General features: G+C 58.6%; 9 protein-coding genes and 1 pseudogene. 4 read left to right on the top strand and 6 right to left on the bottom strand.

Annotated features, from left to right (window positions below; all coding sequences use genetic code 11):
- The first annotated feature begins 231 nt into the window (after positions 1-231).
- Together C9413_RS00050 and C9413_RS00045 are read left to right on the top strand one after the other, a co-directional pair.
- Positions 232-5010, top strand: coding sequence for an NAD-glutamate dehydrogenase (locus C9413_RS00050; RefSeq protein WP_170250092.1), 4779 nt, complete (start codon positions 232-234; stop codon positions 5008-5010).
- 31 nt (positions 5011-5041) lie between these two features.
- On the top strand, positions 5042-6442 hold the full coding sequence (locus C9413_RS00045; protein WP_039846530.1) for an MFS transporter: 1401 nt from the start codon (positions 5042-5044) through the stop codon (positions 6440-6442).
- A 43-nt stretch (positions 6443-6485) separates the two neighbouring features.
- Here the strand turns inward: C9413_RS00045 and purH are convergent, their stop codons facing one another.
- From purH to htpX, 4 genes are all read right to left on the bottom strand, one after another.
- Positions 6486-8102 (bottom strand): bifunctional phosphoribosylaminoimidazolecarboxamide formyltransferase/IMP cyclohydrolase, encoded by a 1617-nt coding sequence (gene purH, locus C9413_RS00040; protein WP_039846531.1) that lies wholly within the window; start codon positions 8100-8102, stop codon positions 6486-6488.
- Between the two features lie 97 nt (positions 8103-8199).
- The gene (locus tag C9413_RS00035) at positions 8200-9873 is read right to left on the bottom strand and encodes a heparinase II/III family protein (protein WP_039846532.1); all 1674 of its coding nucleotides are present in this window, start codon (positions 9871-9873) and stop codon (positions 8200-8202) included.
- A gap of 111 nt (positions 9874-9984) precedes the next feature.
- Positions 9985-11370 (bottom strand): RsmB/NOP family class I SAM-dependent RNA methyltransferase, encoded by a 1386-nt coding sequence (locus C9413_RS00030; RefSeq protein WP_039846533.1) that lies wholly within the window; start codon positions 11368-11370, stop codon positions 9985-9987.
- Complete coding sequence (htpX, locus tag C9413_RS00025; RefSeq protein ID WP_039847052.1) at positions 11361-12323, bottom strand: zinc metalloprotease HtpX; 963 nt, start codon at positions 12321-12323, stop codon at positions 11361-11363. Before htpX ends, C9413_RS00030 begins: the two co-directional genes overlap by 10 nt.
- Positions 12324-12431: 108 nt before the next feature.
- Between htpX and C9413_RS00020 the strand changes: the two genes are divergently transcribed.
- Entirely contained in the window at positions 12432-12656 is a 225-nt protein-coding gene (locus tag C9413_RS00020; RefSeq protein WP_039847053.1) for a DUF1674 domain-containing protein, read from the top strand.
- 284 nt (positions 12657-12940) lie between these two features.
- Here the strand turns inward: C9413_RS00020 and acs are convergent, their stop codons facing one another.
- A complete protein-coding gene (acs, locus tag C9413_RS00015; RefSeq protein ID WP_170250091.1) occupies positions 12941-14896 on the bottom strand; it encodes an acetate--CoA ligase in 1956 nt (651 codons plus the stop codon).
- 228 nt (positions 14897-15124) lie between these two features.
- On the opposite strand from acs, the gene C9413_RS00010 reads away from it, so the two are divergent.
- Positions 15125-15832 carry a DUF1013 domain-containing protein gene (locus C9413_RS00010; protein ID WP_039846535.1) on the top strand — a complete coding sequence of 236 codons (708 nt, stop codon included), beginning with the start codon at positions 15125-15127 and terminating at the stop codon, positions 15830-15832.
- Between the two features lie 62 nt (positions 15833-15894).
- Here the strand turns inward: C9413_RS00010 and C9413_RS00005 are convergent.
- Positions 15895-16648, bottom strand: a pseudogene (locus C9413_RS00005) (IS3 family transposase); the annotation flags it as partial.

Raw genomic sequence — 16648 nt, 5'->3', positions numbered from 1 at the left:
CTTTTGCCGCGCGCCTGTCAACCATTCTTCATCCATGCGTGGAAATCTCGGCGAGCTGAGAAAATCCAAGACCGGCCTGGGCTTTCCCATAATTGGAGAATCCCCTGAAATTCTACTGAAACAAGGTCAAAAACCCACAAAAACTGCGAAGGTGGAGCCTCTTTTAGGGGTTTTTTCGATAATTCTTCTGCTAACTTGCGGCAAATCACACAAATCGGGGGAATGTCTTCAATGGCTGCCAAAAACCATCCGCGACGGGAAAAGCTGATCGAAAGCGCAAAGAAGATCGCTGCTGCAGCCAAAGAGCAGTATCTCGATCCGGAAATCCTCTTCGGCCGGGCGAGCGGAGACGACCTCGATCACTACACACCGGAGATGCTGGCGCTTTCGGCCGTTCATTCTGCTAAGGAGCTCGCTGGCTGGGACGGCAAGGTCCCGCGCGTTACGATCGAAACGCTGGCCGATGTCGAACCCGATGGCGTTGCGGTCTCGGTCCTGACGGTTACCGATCAGAATAAGCCGTTCCTCTACGAGTCGGTTATGAGCGAGATCACAAGCACCTATCGCGATCTCTATATGGCGGTGCATCCGATCCTGGTGGTGGAGCATGGCAAGACGCCGGTACTTTATTCAGCCGAAGAGCCGAGCGATCCGGCAAAACGTGTCAGCCATATCCAGATTCACATTTCGCCGTTGACTACGGCGCAATCCGGCGACCTTCGAAAGCGCATCATGATCGTGCTGGAGCAGGTCCGCCAGGCTGTTTCCGACTGGAAGCCTATGCTTTCCAAGCTCGACACCGTGATTGCCGAATTGGGCAGCTACAGCGCCAGCCGCAAGAAGGCCGACCGGGACGAAGCACTGGCTTTCCTCACCTGGCTACGCGATGAAAACTTCACCTTCCTTGGCATGCGTGAATATGTCTATTCCAGCAACGGGAGCGAAGCGAAGGTCGAGCGTGACAAAGGCGCTGGCCTCGGCATTCTTTCCGATCCGGATGTCTTGGTGCTGCGCACCGGCAAGGATGCCGTAACGACAACGCCGGAAATCCTCGCCTTTCTCGATGGTCCGGATTTCCTGATCGTCACCAAGGCGAATGTGAAATCCGTCGTCCACCGCCGCGCCTATATGGATTATGTCGGCGTCAAGCGATTCGACAAGGACGGCAACGTCACCGGTGAATTGCGCATCGTCGGCCTCTTTACCTCTACGGCCTATACGTCTTCGGCTTCGGAAATTCCGCTCATCCGTTCCAAAGTTGCCAAAGTGACAGATCATTTCGGCTTCGATCCCATGAGCCATTCCGGCCGAATGTTGTACAACACGCTGGAATCTTATCCACGCGACGATCTTTTCCAGATCGACACGACGCTGCTCGCGAATTTCGCCGAACAGATCAATGACCTTGTGGAACGGCCGCGCGTCCGCGTTCTGCCGCGCATCGATCATTTCGACCGTTTTGTCTCGGTCATCGTCTATGTACCACGCGAGGAGTACGATTCCATCGTTCGCGAAAAGATCGGCAACTATCTGAAGACCGTCTATGACGGCCGGGTCTCTGCCTATTACCCGGCCTTCCCCGAAGGGCGGGTTGCGCGCGTACACTTCATCATCGGCCGGTCCGGCGGCAAAACGCCGCGCATCCCGCAATCGAAGCTCGAGGAAGCGATCCGCGCCATCACCGCCCGCTGGGACGATCGTTTCGAAGCGCTGGCTGGGCCGAAGGCGCCGAAGATCGTCGTCAGCAATGCCTTCCAGGATTCCTTCACCGCTGAAGAAACGGTTGCCGATCTCCCCGACATCACCGATTGCGCCTCTGGCGAGCCGATACGCATCGAGTTCTATTACCGCAATGATGCGGAACGCGGCCGGGTCTTCTCACTCAAGATTTTCCATGCTCGCGAGCAGCTTCCGCTCTCGCGCCGCGTGCCGCTTCTCGAAAATCTCGGTTTCAACGTGCTGAGCGAGCGGACCTTCGACATCGAAGTTTCAACCGCAGATGGCTCGGTCAACATCGTCGTACTGCACGATATGGAGCTTGAAGACCGCAGTGGCGCCGAAATTGACCTCAGCCGTCATGGTGGCGCGTTGGAAGAGGCCTTCATTTCTGCTTTCGACGGCACGATCGACAATGACAGTTTCAACCGGCTCATCCTTTCAGCCGGGCTTTCCGCACGCGAGACGAATGTCCTGCGGGCCTATGCGCGTTATCTTCGTCAGGCAGGTATCGCCTATTCGCAGGATTACATCGCAACGACCCTCGACAAATACCCAGAGATTGCCGCGTCGATCTTCCGCCTCTTTTATGAGGCGCTCGATCCGCAGCTTAGCGAGAAGGCGCGCATGAAAAAGAGCGCCGACCTGCATCGGTCGATTGAGACGGCGCTCGCCAATGTGCCGAGCCTTGACGATGACCGCATCCTGCGCCGATACATCAATGTCGTCGATGCGACGCTGCGGACCAACTACTTCCAGCGCAATGCCGATGGCTCGCCGAAGGCGATGCTTGCCTTCAAGCTCGATCCGAATCTCGTCGATGGCCTGCCGGACCCAAAGCCTTTCCGGGAAATCTTCGTCTATGGCGTCGAGGTCGAGGGCGTGCACCTGCGTTTCGGCAAGGTTGCCCGCGGCGGCCTGCGCTGGTCGGATCGCGCCGAGGACTATCGAACGGAAGTCCTGGGCCTCGTAAAGGCGCAGCAGGTGAAGAACGCCGTTATCGTTCCAGTCGGCGCCAAGGGCGGCTTTTATCCGAAGAAACTGCCAGCTGGCGGCAGCCGCGACGAGATCTTCAATGCCGGCCGCGAAGCCTACAAGACCTATATCCGCACCCTGCTTTCGATCACCGACAACATTTCAGGCACCGAAATCGTGCCTCCGGCAGATCCGGTACGGCTCGACGGCGCCGATCCCTATTTCGTCGTCGCCGCCGATAAGGGAACGGCAACCTTTTCCGACACCGCCAACGCACTGGCGCAGGAAGCTGGTTTCTGGCTCGACGACGCCTTTGCGTCAGGCGGCTCGGCCGGCTACGACCACAAGAAAATGGGCATCACTGCGCGTGGCGCCTGGGAAACTGTAAAGCGTCATTTCCGCGAGATGGATATCGACATCCAGACGACACCGTTTACGGTGGCCGGTGTCGGCGACATGTCCGGCGACGTTTTCGGCAACGGCATGCTGCTTTCTCCAAAGATCAAGCTGGTTTCCGCCTTCGACCACCGTGACATCTTCATCGATCCCGATCCGGACATGGAAAAGACGCTCGCCGAACGGCAGCGACTCTTTAACCTGCCGCGTTCAAGTTGGCAGGACTTCGACAAGTCGGTTCTTTCGAAAGGCGCGATGATCATTTCCCGCGCGGCGAAATCGGTCACGCTGACCCCGGAAGCGGTTGCCGCAATCGGCATCGACAAAGCGGTGGCAACCCCCTTCGAGGTCATAACAGCAATCCTGAAGAGCCCGGTAGATCTTCTCTGGTTCGGCGGCATCGGCACCTATGTGAAGGCGCAGACGGAAACCGATACGGAAGTGGGCGATCGTTCCAACGATCCGATCCGCATCACGGCTGATGAAGTGCGGGCGAAGGTGATCGGGGAGGGCGCCAACCTCGGCGTCACGCAAAAAGGCCGCATCACTTATGGGCTTAAAGGCGGACGGAGCAATTCCGATGCGATTGACAATTCAGCCGGCGTCAACACCTCGGACGTCGAGGTAAACATCAAGATCGCGCTCGCCAACGCGATGCATGACGGGCGGCTCACACGCACAAAACGCGATCAACTGCTGTCCTCGATGACGGACGAAGTTGCGGCACTCGTTCTGCGCAACAACTATCTGCAATCGCTGGCGATCTCGCTGACCGAACGCAAGGGAACCGCTAACGGCCTTGAGCTCGCGCGCTTCATGAGCGTGCTGGAAGGCGCCAAGCAGCTCAACCGGAAGGTGGAAACGCTTCCCGATGAGGCGACGCTTGCCGAGCGCTATGCTGCCGGCAGGCCGCTCACGCGGCCGGAAATCGGCGTGTTGCTCTCTTACGCCAAGATCGTGCTTTTCGATGCCGTTGCCGCAAGCGACCTCCCGGACGATCCTTATTTTGCGTCGACCCTTTCAAACTACTTCCCGGCTAAGATGCAGAAAACCAATGCCTCCGACATCGCAACTCATCGGCTGAAGCGCGAAATCATCGCGACGGTGCTTGCCAACGAGGCAATCAATCGTGGCGGTCCCGGCTTTGTGGTGAGCATGATGGATGCGACAGCGGCGTCAGCGCCGGAAGTCGTCCGTGCCGCGATCATCGCCCGCGATGGCTTCGACCTGACCAGGCTTTGGACCGAGACCGATGCGCTGGACGGTAACATTTCCGGACAGATGCAGAACCGTGTCTATGAAGAGATCGGCCATAGCTTCACCGTTTTGACTCGCTTGCTCCTGAAGACCGGCATGGCAAAAGGCGGCATAGCAGAAACCATTAGTCGGCTTCAGACTGCGTTGAAGAAACTAAAGCCCTCCTTCGCTGCGCAGGCTCCCGCGGAGTTCGAGGCGCGTGCCATGGAGTATCGCGAAGCCGGGCTGCCAGAAAGATTGGCCGACGTCATTGCCGGCCTGCCGGGCTTTGTGCTGGTGCCGGAGATCATGCAGATCGCCGAACGCACAGGCGAGGCGCTCGGACGTGCCGCGGAAAGTTATTTTGCCGTATCGCAGACCTTCCGCGTCGGGAGGCTGCTTGCAGCCGGCGCCCGCATTCTCACGTCGGATCACTACGAAAGCCTGGCCTTGGCGCGCAGCATCGACCAAATTGCCAGTGCCCGCCGCGATATCGTCATCTCGGCGCTGTCGGAGCATGGCAAGGAAAAGCTGCCGGTTCAGGCCTGGCATGGAGTCGATCGCATCAGGATCAACCGCATCGCCGAAGAGCTGTCAAACCTCAGCGACAGCGGCGATCCAACTCTTGCACGAATCACAGTGGCCGCAGGTCTTTTAACCGATCTTGCACGCGACCGGGCGAGGTGACACAGTCCGCCGCGAATGCGGGAGTGTAGGCGTGAGCAGAATAGACTGGACCGGAACGGGAACGCCGGCGCCGCAGAAGGCGTCGGAAAAGGGCATCTGGAGCTGGATGCTTTTCGATTGGGCCGCGCAACCGTTTTTCACGGTCGTGACCACGTTCATCTTCGGGCCCTACTTCGTCTCACGCCTGACGGACGATCCGGTTTCGGCACAAGCGATGTGGAGCAATACCGCGACGATCTCTTCGGTGATCATAGCCCTGCTCTCCCCGATCCTCGGCTCCATCGCCGATCAGTCCGGCGCCCGCAAACCATGGATAGCTTTTTTCGCTATCATCAAGGTTGTCAGCCTCTTCGGCCTTTGGTTCGCCGCGCCCGGTTCGCCGCTTGTCTATCCGGTAATCTTGATGATTTTCGCCTCGATCGCCGCGGAATTCTCGATCGTCTTCAACGATTCCATGATGCCGCGCCTTGTGGGCAAGGAGGAGGTCGGCAGGCTGTCCAATACGGCCTGGGGGCTTGGCTATCTCGGCGGCATGATCGTGCTCATCACTGTTGTGACGCTTCTTGCGGGAAACCTGGAAACGGGGAAGACGCTGTTGGGGCTCGACCCGTTGTTCGGGCTTGATCCTCATATCGGTGAGGACGCGCGTATTACAGGGCCGATTTCCGCGGTCTGGTATCTCATCTTCATCATTCCGATGTTTCTCTTCACACCCGATGCGGCGAAGGGATTGCCGCTCGCTGCTGCCGTCCGTTCCGGCCTCAGGCAGGTCGCAAACACAATCAGCGAGTTGAAGATCCGAAGAGGCATCCTGAAATTCCTGATTGCCCGCATGATCTATCAAGACGGAGTCAACGGGTTGCTGATCCTAGGCGGCGCCTTCGCCGCCGGCATGTTTGGATGGGCGACGATCGAAATCGGACTTTATGGGATCATCCTCAATGTCGTCGCGATATTCGGCTGCGTCATCGCCGGGCGCGTTGATCACCGGATCGGATCAAAAGCAACGATCCTGATCAGCCTGACGCTGCTTTTGCTCGCCACCCTCGGGATCATTTCGACGGGGCCTGGATATACGCTTTTCGGCCTGCTGCCGATGTCAACGGCCGACACCGGAGGGCTTTTCGGCACAGCGGCGGAAAAGGCCTATATTCTTTACGGGCTGTTGATCGGCCTCGCCTTTGGTCCCGTCCAGGCTTCGTCGCGCTCTTATCTGGCGCGCAGCGTCAGCCCGCAGGAGGCAGGGCGCTATTTTGGCATCTATGCGCTATCCGGCCGCGCCACGAGTTTCATGGCGACGCTCTTCTTCTCGCTGATAACCTATGCCAGCGGATCAGCGCGTCTCGGCATGGCAACGCTGATTCTTTTTCTCGCAGGCGGACTGATCCTGCTGATCGCGACCCCTTATCCGGCGGACAGGAAGCAAGACTGAAATGAACGCCGGACGCCGGCTAAGCGCCTAACGTTCTGTCCGCTCAATGGCGGAAATGGCGCATGCCGGTGAATACCATGGCGACGTCGTGCTCGTTGGCAGCGTCGATAACCTCTTGGTCGCGCATCGAACCACCCGGCTGGATGACTGCCGTCGCACCCGCTGCAATCATCGACAGGAGACCATCGGCGAACGGCAGGAAGGCTTCCGAAGCAACCGCAGAGCCGCGTGTCATCGCAGTAGGCAAACCCAGCGCCTTGGCGGCTTCCTCGGCTTTCAGGGCAGCGATACGGGCGGAATCAACACGGCTCATCTGGCCGGCGCCAATGCCGGCCGTCTGGCCATCCTTGGCGTAAACGACGGCATTTGATTTCACGTGCTTGCCGACCTTGAAGGCAAACTTCATGTCTTCCAGTTCCTGTTGCGTCGGCGCGCGCTTGGTCACGACCTTCAGCTCCAGATCCTCGATCATGCCGTTGTCACGGCTTTGGACCAGCAGGCCGCCGGAGACTGTTTTCGCCGTCAGGCCAGCGGCACGCGGATCGGGCAGATCGCCGGCACAAAGCAGGCGCAGATTCGGCTTCCTCGCAACGATCGCCTTGGCTTCTTCGGTTACATCCGGAGCGATGATCACTTCGGTGAAGAGCTTGATGATCTCTTCGGCGGTCTCCGCATCGAGCGTGCTGTTGAACGCAATGATGCCGCCGAACGCAGAAACGGAATCGCAGGCGAGCGCCCGTTTGTAGGCTTCGACAAGTCTTGGCCCCGTGGCAACGCCACAAGGATTGGCGTGCTTGATGATGGCGCAGGCGGGCGCCTTTTCAGGCAGGAATTCAGCGACGAGTTCGTAGGCCGCATCGGTGTCGTTGATGTTGTTATAGGAGAGCTGCTTGCCCTGCAGCAGCATCGCCGTCGAAACACCCGGTCGCTTTTCCCCGGTAACGTAGAAAGCCGCCTTCTGATGTGGATTTTCACCATAGCGCATCTCTTCCTTCAAAACGCCGCCGATCACCCGATGGCGCGGCGTATCGATGGAAAGCGCTTCAGCGAACCAGTTTGAGATCATCGCGTCATAGGCAGCGGTGCGGGCATACGCCTTGGCTGCCATACGCTGGCGGAACGCATAGCTCGTCTGACCTGCATCGGCCGAAAGCTGTTCGAGCAGTTCCGGGTAATCTGCAGGGTCGGTCAGGATCGTAACGTAAGCATGGTTCTTCGCAGAGGCACGGATCATTGCCGGACCACCGATATCTATATTCTCGACCGTCGTGGGGTAATCACCACCGGCGGCACGCACATCTTCGAATGGATAGAGGTTAATGACGGCAAGATCGATACCTTCGATACCATGCGCCTTCATGGCCTCCTGATGCGCGCTATCATCACGGATTGCCAAAAGACCGCCGTGGACCGTCGGATGCAGCGTCTTCACCCGGCCATCCATGATTTCCGGAAAACCGGTGACTTGGGAAACGTCGGTGACAGCCAAACCCGCGGCTGTGATGGCCCTGTGCGTCCCGCCTGTCGAAAGCAGGCGGACGCCCTTTTCGGAAAGCACGCGGGCAAGCTCGACAATACCCGCCTTATCGGAGACGGAGAGTAGCGCGGTCTTGACCTTGACCTTATCAGGGGCGGGGATTTTCTTGGAAGTGACGGCCATGAACCTTCTCCGTTCGGGCTTCGGGAGACATCCGGCAAGGGACGTACAGGATAATGGCGCCGCGTTAGCACGAGCTATGCCGCTTCGCAAACGGCGACTAGCTCTTGCGGGACAAAAACCAGCGAATTTCCGGCTTCTCGGCAAAAACGAAGTCGATCTCGATCTGGTCAGAACCGCAGATGCCGGAGGCGTCAGCAAAAAAGATATCTTCAGTGATCAGAACTTCGTTCCCCGGCGACGAAAAGAGCCAACTTTCGCCATCCGGCGCTGTCAGCAACACGGACTCGCGATCGCTCTGCTTCACATTTATGGCCGGATGGATATGGAAGCGCGCGGCAGCACGAAGAGGCTCGTCAATGACGCGCTCGCCCTGCGGCACCAGCCGATCACGGCCAGTGACGATGGAGCCTGCAGCATTCAGAGTCAGTTCGCGCTCATGGAGCATGCCGAAATTTTTCAGATAGCCGTCGTGACTGACCTTGATGCCGTCGCGTCCGTCGTCGGTTTCAGCGCGCTCGACGCTAACGGTCTTCACCGAATCCGTCATGACATAACCGAGAAATTCCGAAGCCGAGAAGCGGCTGGATGAGGTGTCGTTCAGTGTCACGGTCGAATGCGTCGCAGTCGTGCGCGCCATCTGCACATAGCGGCGACCAGCGAATTTCGGTGAGCCGGAGTTGACGATAAAGCGATGACGACCCGAGGACATTTCGAAGGAAAGGCAGCCTGCATGCGCCGTGCGCGACAGGGGGCCTGCTGCGGGAGGACCGGTATCGGCGATCAAAATGGTATTTCCCGCCGCAAGACGTTGATAGCGCGAATGCGGCATCGCCTTGAACGGTGGGCCGGCCGTTTCGTCATAGCGCAGAACCGACATCAGCTCGTTGGCAAGCGTCGATGTCGCGCCGTTAAAGAGCGCGAGGTCGCCATTGTGGTGGCGGAAGAAGCGCAGCGCCGGATACATGCGATCGATGCCTGAAATCAGCTTCTGCGGCAGATCGTGACCGAGGTTCACATAGGTCTGCCGGAGCGGTAGGAGATCGAGAAGCAATTCCAGGCCTGTGCGGGGATTGCGGGAGATATGCCCGCCGTCCGGTAGAATCTGGCTATCGAATTCATTATCCAGCGCCTGGGCGGCCTTGCGCAACACACCTTGTCGCGCTGGCATTGCAATCGAAGCCATGGCGAGGGCGATCCGCAGGCGGAAAAGACCTTCCCCCGCCGGCGCGAAAGCCGCCATACGGCGCAGGTAGCGAACCTGAAACGCCAGAGACTTCATGAAACGACGGTAAAAGCCGCGATCAGCATTCTGCAGCACGACCGGCGAATGCGAGAGCCAGGCAATCACTCGCTGTGAAGTGACATCGATTTCCCAGGCAATGCCTTCCATGCGGCCAGCGTGCAACGAGAGCCAGCTATCGACGATCGCCCGGGCAACCGCGCAAGCTTGATCGCTTTTGTAGGCACGCATATGGCGAAGCCAGCCGAAGCCATGCAAACGGCTGGCAAAAGCGCGTGAGGGAAGCGTAAAGCCGAAGGGTGACTTGCCGTTTGTCTCCAGCAGGCGGCCTGCCAGAGCGAAGCGGCCGTTCATGATCTCCTCGGCGATATGAGAATCGATGGCGCGAAGATCAGTCGGCGCGACGATAAGCCTCTCGGGCACTTGGATTGTATGGCGCAAAAGGCGAAGGCGCAGGGATGCGATGCGCCGCGACATGCGGCGCCAAGCCTCCCGAACATACAAACTCGAAAACCGCCGGCCGGACTGCATATTCTATTGTCTATTGACCCTCATGATTAAGAATAGGTGAATGAGAGCCGGTTTCAGCGGAAAGACTGCATTAATTGTGACAGAAACGAAATCTAGGGAAGGTCCATGCAATCAGGCAAGACGCCGCAGCACTGCAGCGTAAAAACCGTCAAGACCTGAAGCGACCGTTGCGGGCATGCGCAGCATGGCGGGGGTCGTCCGGAATTCGCCAAGCGGACTGATCGCCATTTCCAAACCGGGCCATAGAGCAGCGTCGATCCGGACGCGCTCGACATTCGCTGTGTCCGCCAAGATGCGGCTGACGACATCCTCGCCTTCGACTGGATCCAGCGAGCAATTTGAAAAGACGAGAGTACCGCCAGGCTTCAGGAGCGTCAGCGCATGGCGAAGCAGGCGTTCTTGCACGCCAGCAAGCTTTGCGATGTCCTCCGGCCCCTTCGTCCAGAGGACATCCGGATGACGGCGCGTGGTGCCCGTCGAGGAGCAGGGCGCGTCGAGCAGGATGGCATCAAACGGCTCGCCCGGCTGGTATTTCACAAGATCCGTCGCGAGCGTTTCTGCCTTGAGGGCAAGGCGGTCGAGATTGGAGCGTAGGCGCTTCAATCGGCTTTCAGATTGATCAATCGCAGTGACGCTACCTCCGGCGAGAATGAGCTGTGCGGTCTTGCCGCCCGGTGCGGCGCAAAGATCGACGACGCGTTTGCCAGACAGGTCGCCAAGGAGCTTGGCCGGAATGCTTGCCGCGGCATCCTGCACCCACCATTCGCCTTGATCGAAACCTTCAAGGGAGGGGATAGTGCCATCAAAGGCTGCGAGACGCACGCCACCGGTCGGCAGGACTTCCCCATTCAATCTTGCTGCCCAGCCTGCCGCATCCGACTTCACGGTGAGATCGATTGCCGCCGGCTCGAGCTGAGATTCGGCGATCGCCGCGGCGGCCTCTTTCCCGTAAGCCTTTTCAAGACGGTCGATAAACCAAGCCGGCATCGGCGAAATCTTCGCGACGTCTTCGAGGACCTTCTCCTTCTCGCGGCCAAGTCGTCGCAAGATCGCATTCACCAGTTTTGCGAAGCGGCGATTGCGAGGATCCTGATTTGCCTGCTCGACGGCAAGATCGACCGCCGAATGGTCGGGGACGTCGAGATAAAGGATCTGCGCCGCCCCAACCGCAAGCACATGATGAAGTGCGCGCGCGCCTTCGGGCAACGGCGAGTCTAATAGAGAAGCAATCGCCGCATCGATGCGGGGCAGGTGACGGAGCGCACTGTTGAGAATAGCGCGAACCAGTGCGCGATCGCTCTCCCTGAGTGCCTTGTATGCGGGATTTCCGTGTTCGTGATCCAATGCACCATCTAGCGGCAGTTTGCGGTCAATCACGGCAGCGAGAATCTTCGCTGCGGCCGCACGCGCCTCTAGGCCCGGCTTGACCGCCAGGCGTTCTAAAGGCGGTTTCTTTTTGTTGAATGGCTTGTTTCTGCCGTCTGAATTCAAGACCAGGGACCTTTTGGCGGTTGGGAACCACCGCGGCCAATACCCGTATTCGGAACCGAGCGCGATCTGCGCGACGGATTACCAGTACGAACCGTCGCCGTCGAGCCATTCATACCGTTTGCTGCCATTTCCTGAAGTGCTGCAATACGGTTTTCCGTATTCGGGTGCGTCGAAAACAGGTTGTCCATACGCTCCCCGGAGAGGGGATTAATGATGAACATATGCGCTGTCGCAGGATTGCGCTCGGCATCATAATTCGGGATATGCGCCGCGCCACGGGCAATCTTGCCGAGCGCGGAAGCGAGCCATAGGGGGTTGCCGCAGATTTCGGCGCCGCGCCGGTCGGCAGAATATTCGCGCGTCCGGCTGATCGCCATCTGCACAAGCATAGCGGCGAGCGGCGCTACGATCATCGCCAGAAGCACGCCGACGAAACCGAACGGGTTATTGTTGTTCTCGCGATTGCCGCCGAAAAAGAAGGCGAAGTTACCGAGCATCGAGATTGCGCCGGCAAGCGTTGCCGTGATCGTCATCGTCAGCGTGTCGCGGTTCTGGATATGCGCCAGTTCATGCGCCATCACAGCCGCCACTTCTTCCGGCGAGAGCGCGCTGAGCAGCCCCGTCGAGGCCGCCACGGCGGCATTCTCCGGATTGCGGCCCGTGGCAAAGGCATTCGGCTGCGGATTGTCGTAGAGATAGACTTTCGGCATGGGCAGCCCGGCATTTTGCGCAAGATCGCGAACGATGCGGAAGAATTCCGGCGCGTTGCGCTCATCGACCTCCCGCGCCCGGTAGGCCGAAAGCACCATCCGGTCCGAATTCCAGTAGGAAAAGAAATTCATACCCGCAGCGATCAGGAAGGCGATCATCATGCCGCCGCGGCCACCGATCAGGAATCCGACGAACATGAACAGAGCCGTCATGAAGGCAAGCAACATGGCAGTGCGAACGAGGTTCATCGAGGTCTCCATCTCCCATTTGCGGCAAAAGGGTTTCAATCAAGGCGCCGGCGCACTATGATTTGGTTATTCGTCAGCCATTTTCAATATTTCCGGCGGGAGACGCTATTGCAGCCAGCCGACAACGACAATGTAGATAGCACTGTGGCAGAAGGAGCAGAACTGCCGCGCAAGGTTCTGTCTCCCGCTGCCAAACGCGCGCTTGCCGAAGCCGAGGAACGACGCAGGAACCAGAAACCCCTGGAACTGCCACCGGAGATCGGTGGACGGGGAGGAGCCGAGCCAGCGCGCTTCGGCGATTACGAAATCAACGGCCGTGCGATCGATTTTTAAGGAAATATTCCTTTTCTTCTCGACCTTTGAAGTCCTCGCGATTCGCCGGGGCTGTCTGTCGACGCACTGCAAGACTTGACGGCGGGTTCACCCCGTGTGCGGTTGATGAAGAGCGACAACTATTTTGGCCTGATTGCCGCCAATGCGGTTCGTTCAGATGAGAACCCGGCCGAAGATATGCTGTTGGAAGGCGCCCGTGAATACGAGGGCGCGCGGAGCTGCGCGCCCGTCTGTGCCAGCACGATTGACAAGCGGCTCCCGGGTTTCCGGGAGCCGCTCTGATTTCACGCGGTTACCTTGTTCTGCCTGTTGGCAATGAGGTCATCAACGACCGCCGGATCGGCAAGCGTGGACGTATCTCCGAGCGCGCCGAAATCGTCCTCGGCAATCTTGCGCAGAATACGGCGCATGATCTTGCCGGAACGGGTCTTCGGCAAGCTGGGCGCAAACTGGATCTTGTCCGGAGATGCGATCGGGCCAATTTCTGAGCGAACATGCTTCACCAACTGTTGGCGCAACTCATCGGATCCTTCGTTTCCGGCCATCAGCGTGACGTAGCAATAGATGCCCTGTCCCTTGATCGAATGCGGGTAGCCAACGACCGCGGCTTCCGAAACCAGATTATGCGAGACGAGCGCGGACTCCACCTCGGCCGTGCCGAGGCGGTGGCCGGATACGTTCAGCACATCGTCGACACGACCGGTGATCCAGTAGTAGCCGTCTTCATCGCGGCGGCAGCCGTCGCCGGTAAAATACTTGCCCTTGTAGGCGGAAAAGTATGTCTGGATGAAGCGCTCATGGTCGCCATAGACCGTGCGCATCTGCCCGGGCCAGCTGTCGGTAATGCACAGGTTGCCGTCGGCAGTGCCTTCCAGCACCTTGCCGTCATTGTCGACCAGCTGCGGCTTCACACCGAAGAATGGGACGGTCGCTGAACCCGGCTTCAGGTCGATCGCACCAGGCAGCGGCGTGATCAGGATGCCGCCGGTCTCTGTTTGCCACCAGGTATCGACGATCGGGCAACGGCCATCGCCGACGACATTGTAATACCACTCCCAAGCTTCCGGGTTGATCGGCTCGCCGACCGTCCCGAGCAGGCGCAAGGACGAGCGGGACGAGCGGGTGACAAAATCGTCGCCGGCGCCCATCAACGAACGGATCGCTGTCGGAGCAGTATAAAAGATGTTGACCTTGTGCTTGTCGATGACCTCCCAGAAGCGGCCCTGGTCGGGAAAGTTCGGCACGCCTTCGAACATCAGCGTCGTCGCGCAATTCGCAAGCGGACCGTAGACGATGTAGGAATGGCCGGTCACCCAGCCGACATCGGCCGTGCACCAATAGATATCGCCATGGTGATAGTCGAAGACGTATTCATGGGTCATCGACGCATAGACAAGATATCCGCCCGTCGTGTGCAAGACGCCCTTCGGCTTGCCGGTGGAGCCAGAGGTATAGAGGATGAACAGTGGATCCTCCGCTTTCATCTTCACAGGTGGGCACTCGGCTTTCACCGTCGCCGCTTCCTGGTGGTACCAAAGATCGCGGCCGGGAGCCCAGCCGGTCTTGCCGCCGGTCCGGCGCACGACGAGGACCTTGCCCACCGTCACATGCGGGCGGGCCGCGATGTGGATCGCGGTATCGGCATTGTCCTTCAGAGGCACCGGCTTGCCGCCGCGCACGCCCTCGTCGCACGTGATGATGAACGTCGAACCACAGTCGACGATACGGCCGGCAAGCGCTTCCGGCGAGAACCCGCCGAAGACGACGGAATGCACGGCGCCGATGCGGGCACAGGCGAGCATGGCATAGGCCGCTTCGGGTATCATCGGCATATAGATGGTGACGCGGTCACCTTTCTTGACGCCATGCTTCTTCAACACGTTCGCCATGCGGCAGACATGCTCGTAGAGCTCGTTATAGGTGATCTTCTTGTCGATATAGGGATTGTCGCCTTCGAAGATGATGGCGACCTGGTTGCCGTGCGTTTTCAGGTGGCGGTCGATGCAGTTGTGGGAAACGTTCGTCTGACCGTCTTCGAACCACTTGATCGAGACCTTCCCGGTAAAGGACGTGTTCTTGACCTTCGTATAGGGCTTGAACCAGTCAATCCGCTTGCCGTGCTTGCCCCAGAATTTGTCCGGGTTCTCGATGCTATCCTCGTACCATTTCTCATACTTGGCCTTATCGATCAGGGCATGGCTCTTCACCAGTTTCGTAACCGGATGGATCTTTTCCGACATGTGGTTCCTCCTCAACACAGGCACCGGCTAACTGCGCAAGGCGATCACCGGAACTCGATTTAGGCATTCATAGCAGGTCAAAAGCACCCGGCAATTAGACAAAGGTCATTTCATTCCTGATCAATTGCAATTCTGCGTCACTCCAGTTATATAGCGCCATATTTCCCGGATATTATGGTGATATCCACGGACCGCGACACCGGCGCGGACGACAGAAGGACTATATCCATGGCTCAACAATTGCTCATGCCGAAGGCGACCGCCATCTGGCTCGTCGACAATACGGCGCTGTCTTTCGATCAGATCGCCCAGTTCTGCAAGCTGCATCCCCTCGAGGTGAAAGCAATTGCCGACGGCGAGGCAGCGCAGGGCATCAAGGGCCTGGACCCGATCTCGACCGGCCAGCTTTCACGCGATGAAATTGCCCGCGCCGAAGCTAATCCGAACCACAAGTTGAAACTCTCGGAGCCGAAGGTTCGCGTTCCCGAATCCAAGCGCCGTGGTCCGCGTTACACGCCTGTTTCCAAGCGCCAGGACCGTCCGAATGCCATTCTCTGGCTCGTTCGCAATCACCCGGAGCTGAAGGATGCTCAGATTTCACGCCTCGTCGGCACGACGAAATCGACGATCGAGCAGATTCGTGAACGCACGCATTGGAACTCGGCCAACCTGACGCCGATGGATCCGGTCACGCTCGGCCTCTGCAGCCAGATCGACCTCGATATGGAAGTGGAAAAGGCATCCAGGGGCCGGCCACTGCCGACCGCCGCCGAACTCGGCGCCACGCTGCAGTCCGCCCAGGAAACTGAGCGCATGAGCCCGAATTTCGAACGCGAAGAAGAACGCGAAATCGACGCCGATGCCGTCTTTGCCAAGCTCAAGTCTCTGAAGTCCTCCCCCAAGGACAAGGATGAAGACGAAGACGATCGCTTCTGACCTGTTTGCATAAACGTGAAAAGACCCGCCGGATCTGAACTGACCCCATTAAGTTGGACGGTTTAAAGGCAAGGCAGATTTAAGGGCTGGGTTCTGTATTGTACAGGACTCAGCCCTTTGAGTTTCATTTTGATCCTGTCGTGATTGTAGTAGTTGATATAGTCGGTGATGGCGGACTGCAGGCTTTGAATGCTGGCGAATTTGGTCGGGTAGAACAGCTCTGATTTCAGCACCGCGAAGAAGCTTTCCATTGCCGCGTTGTCGAGGCAGTTGCCTTTGCGTGACATGCTTTGGATGACGTCGTGTTTTTCAAGCGTGCGCTGATAGGCGGTCATCTGATAGTGCCATCCCTGATCGGAATGCAGGATCGGCTTTTCGCCGCTCCCCAGCCGGTCCAGCGCCTTTTTCCACGAGTTTGAAGACGGGACGGCGGGCTGTCTCGAAGGCGATGATCTCGCCATTGAAGAGGTCCATGACCGGTGAGAGATAGAGCTTTTCGCCCGCAACGTTGAACTCGGTCACATCCGTCACCCATTTCTGGTTTGCATCCTCAGCCGTGAACTTGCGCTGGATGAGATCGGGAGCGGTGCGGCCGGTAGCGCCCTTGTAGGACCGATACTTCTTCGGCCGCACCAGCGATTTCAAACCCATTTGCCCCATCAGCCGCTGAACTGTCTTGTGATTGACGCGCCGTCCCAGTCGGCAGATGGCAGCCGTGATGCGGCGATAGCCATAGCGCCCCTTGTGAAGGGCGAAGATGGCTTTGATGCTGTCTTTGAGCGCGGCATGGCGGGCGGCCAGCGATGCTGCCGTTTG

This window comes from Rhizobium sp. SEMIA 4085, assembly GCF_013004495.1.
In the GTDB taxonomy this organism is placed as follows: domain Bacteria; phylum Pseudomonadota; class Alphaproteobacteria; order Rhizobiales; family Rhizobiaceae; genus Rhizobium; species Rhizobium gallicum.
Note: the sequence above shows the minus strand (reverse complement) of the source record. Positions and strands in the feature narration are given on the sequence as shown.

Excerpts from the sequence above, each read along its gene's own strand:
- C9413_RS00050 (WP_170250092.1), top strand. The coding sequence starts at position 232 with ATGGCTGCCAAAAACCATCCGCGACGGGAAAAGCTGATCGAAAGCGCA.
- purH (WP_039846531.1), bottom strand. The coding sequence starts at position 8,102 with ATGGCCGTCACTTCCAAGAAAATCCCCGCCCCTGATAAGGTCAAGGTC.
- C9413_RS00035 (WP_039846532.1), bottom strand. The coding sequence starts at position 9,873 with ATGCAGTCCGGCCGGCGGTTTTCGAGTTTGTATGTTCGGGAGGCTTGG.
- htpX (WP_039847052.1), bottom strand. The coding sequence starts at position 12,323 with ATGAACCTCGTTCGCACTGCCATGTTGCTTGCCTTCATGACGGCTCTG.
- acs (WP_170250091.1), bottom strand. The coding sequence starts at position 14,896 with ATGTCGGAAAAGATCCATCCGGTTACGAAACTGGTGAAGAGCCATGCC.
- C9413_RS00010 (WP_039846535.1), top strand. The coding sequence starts at position 15,125 with ATGGCTCAACAATTGCTCATGCCGAAGGCGACCGCCATCTGGCTCGTC.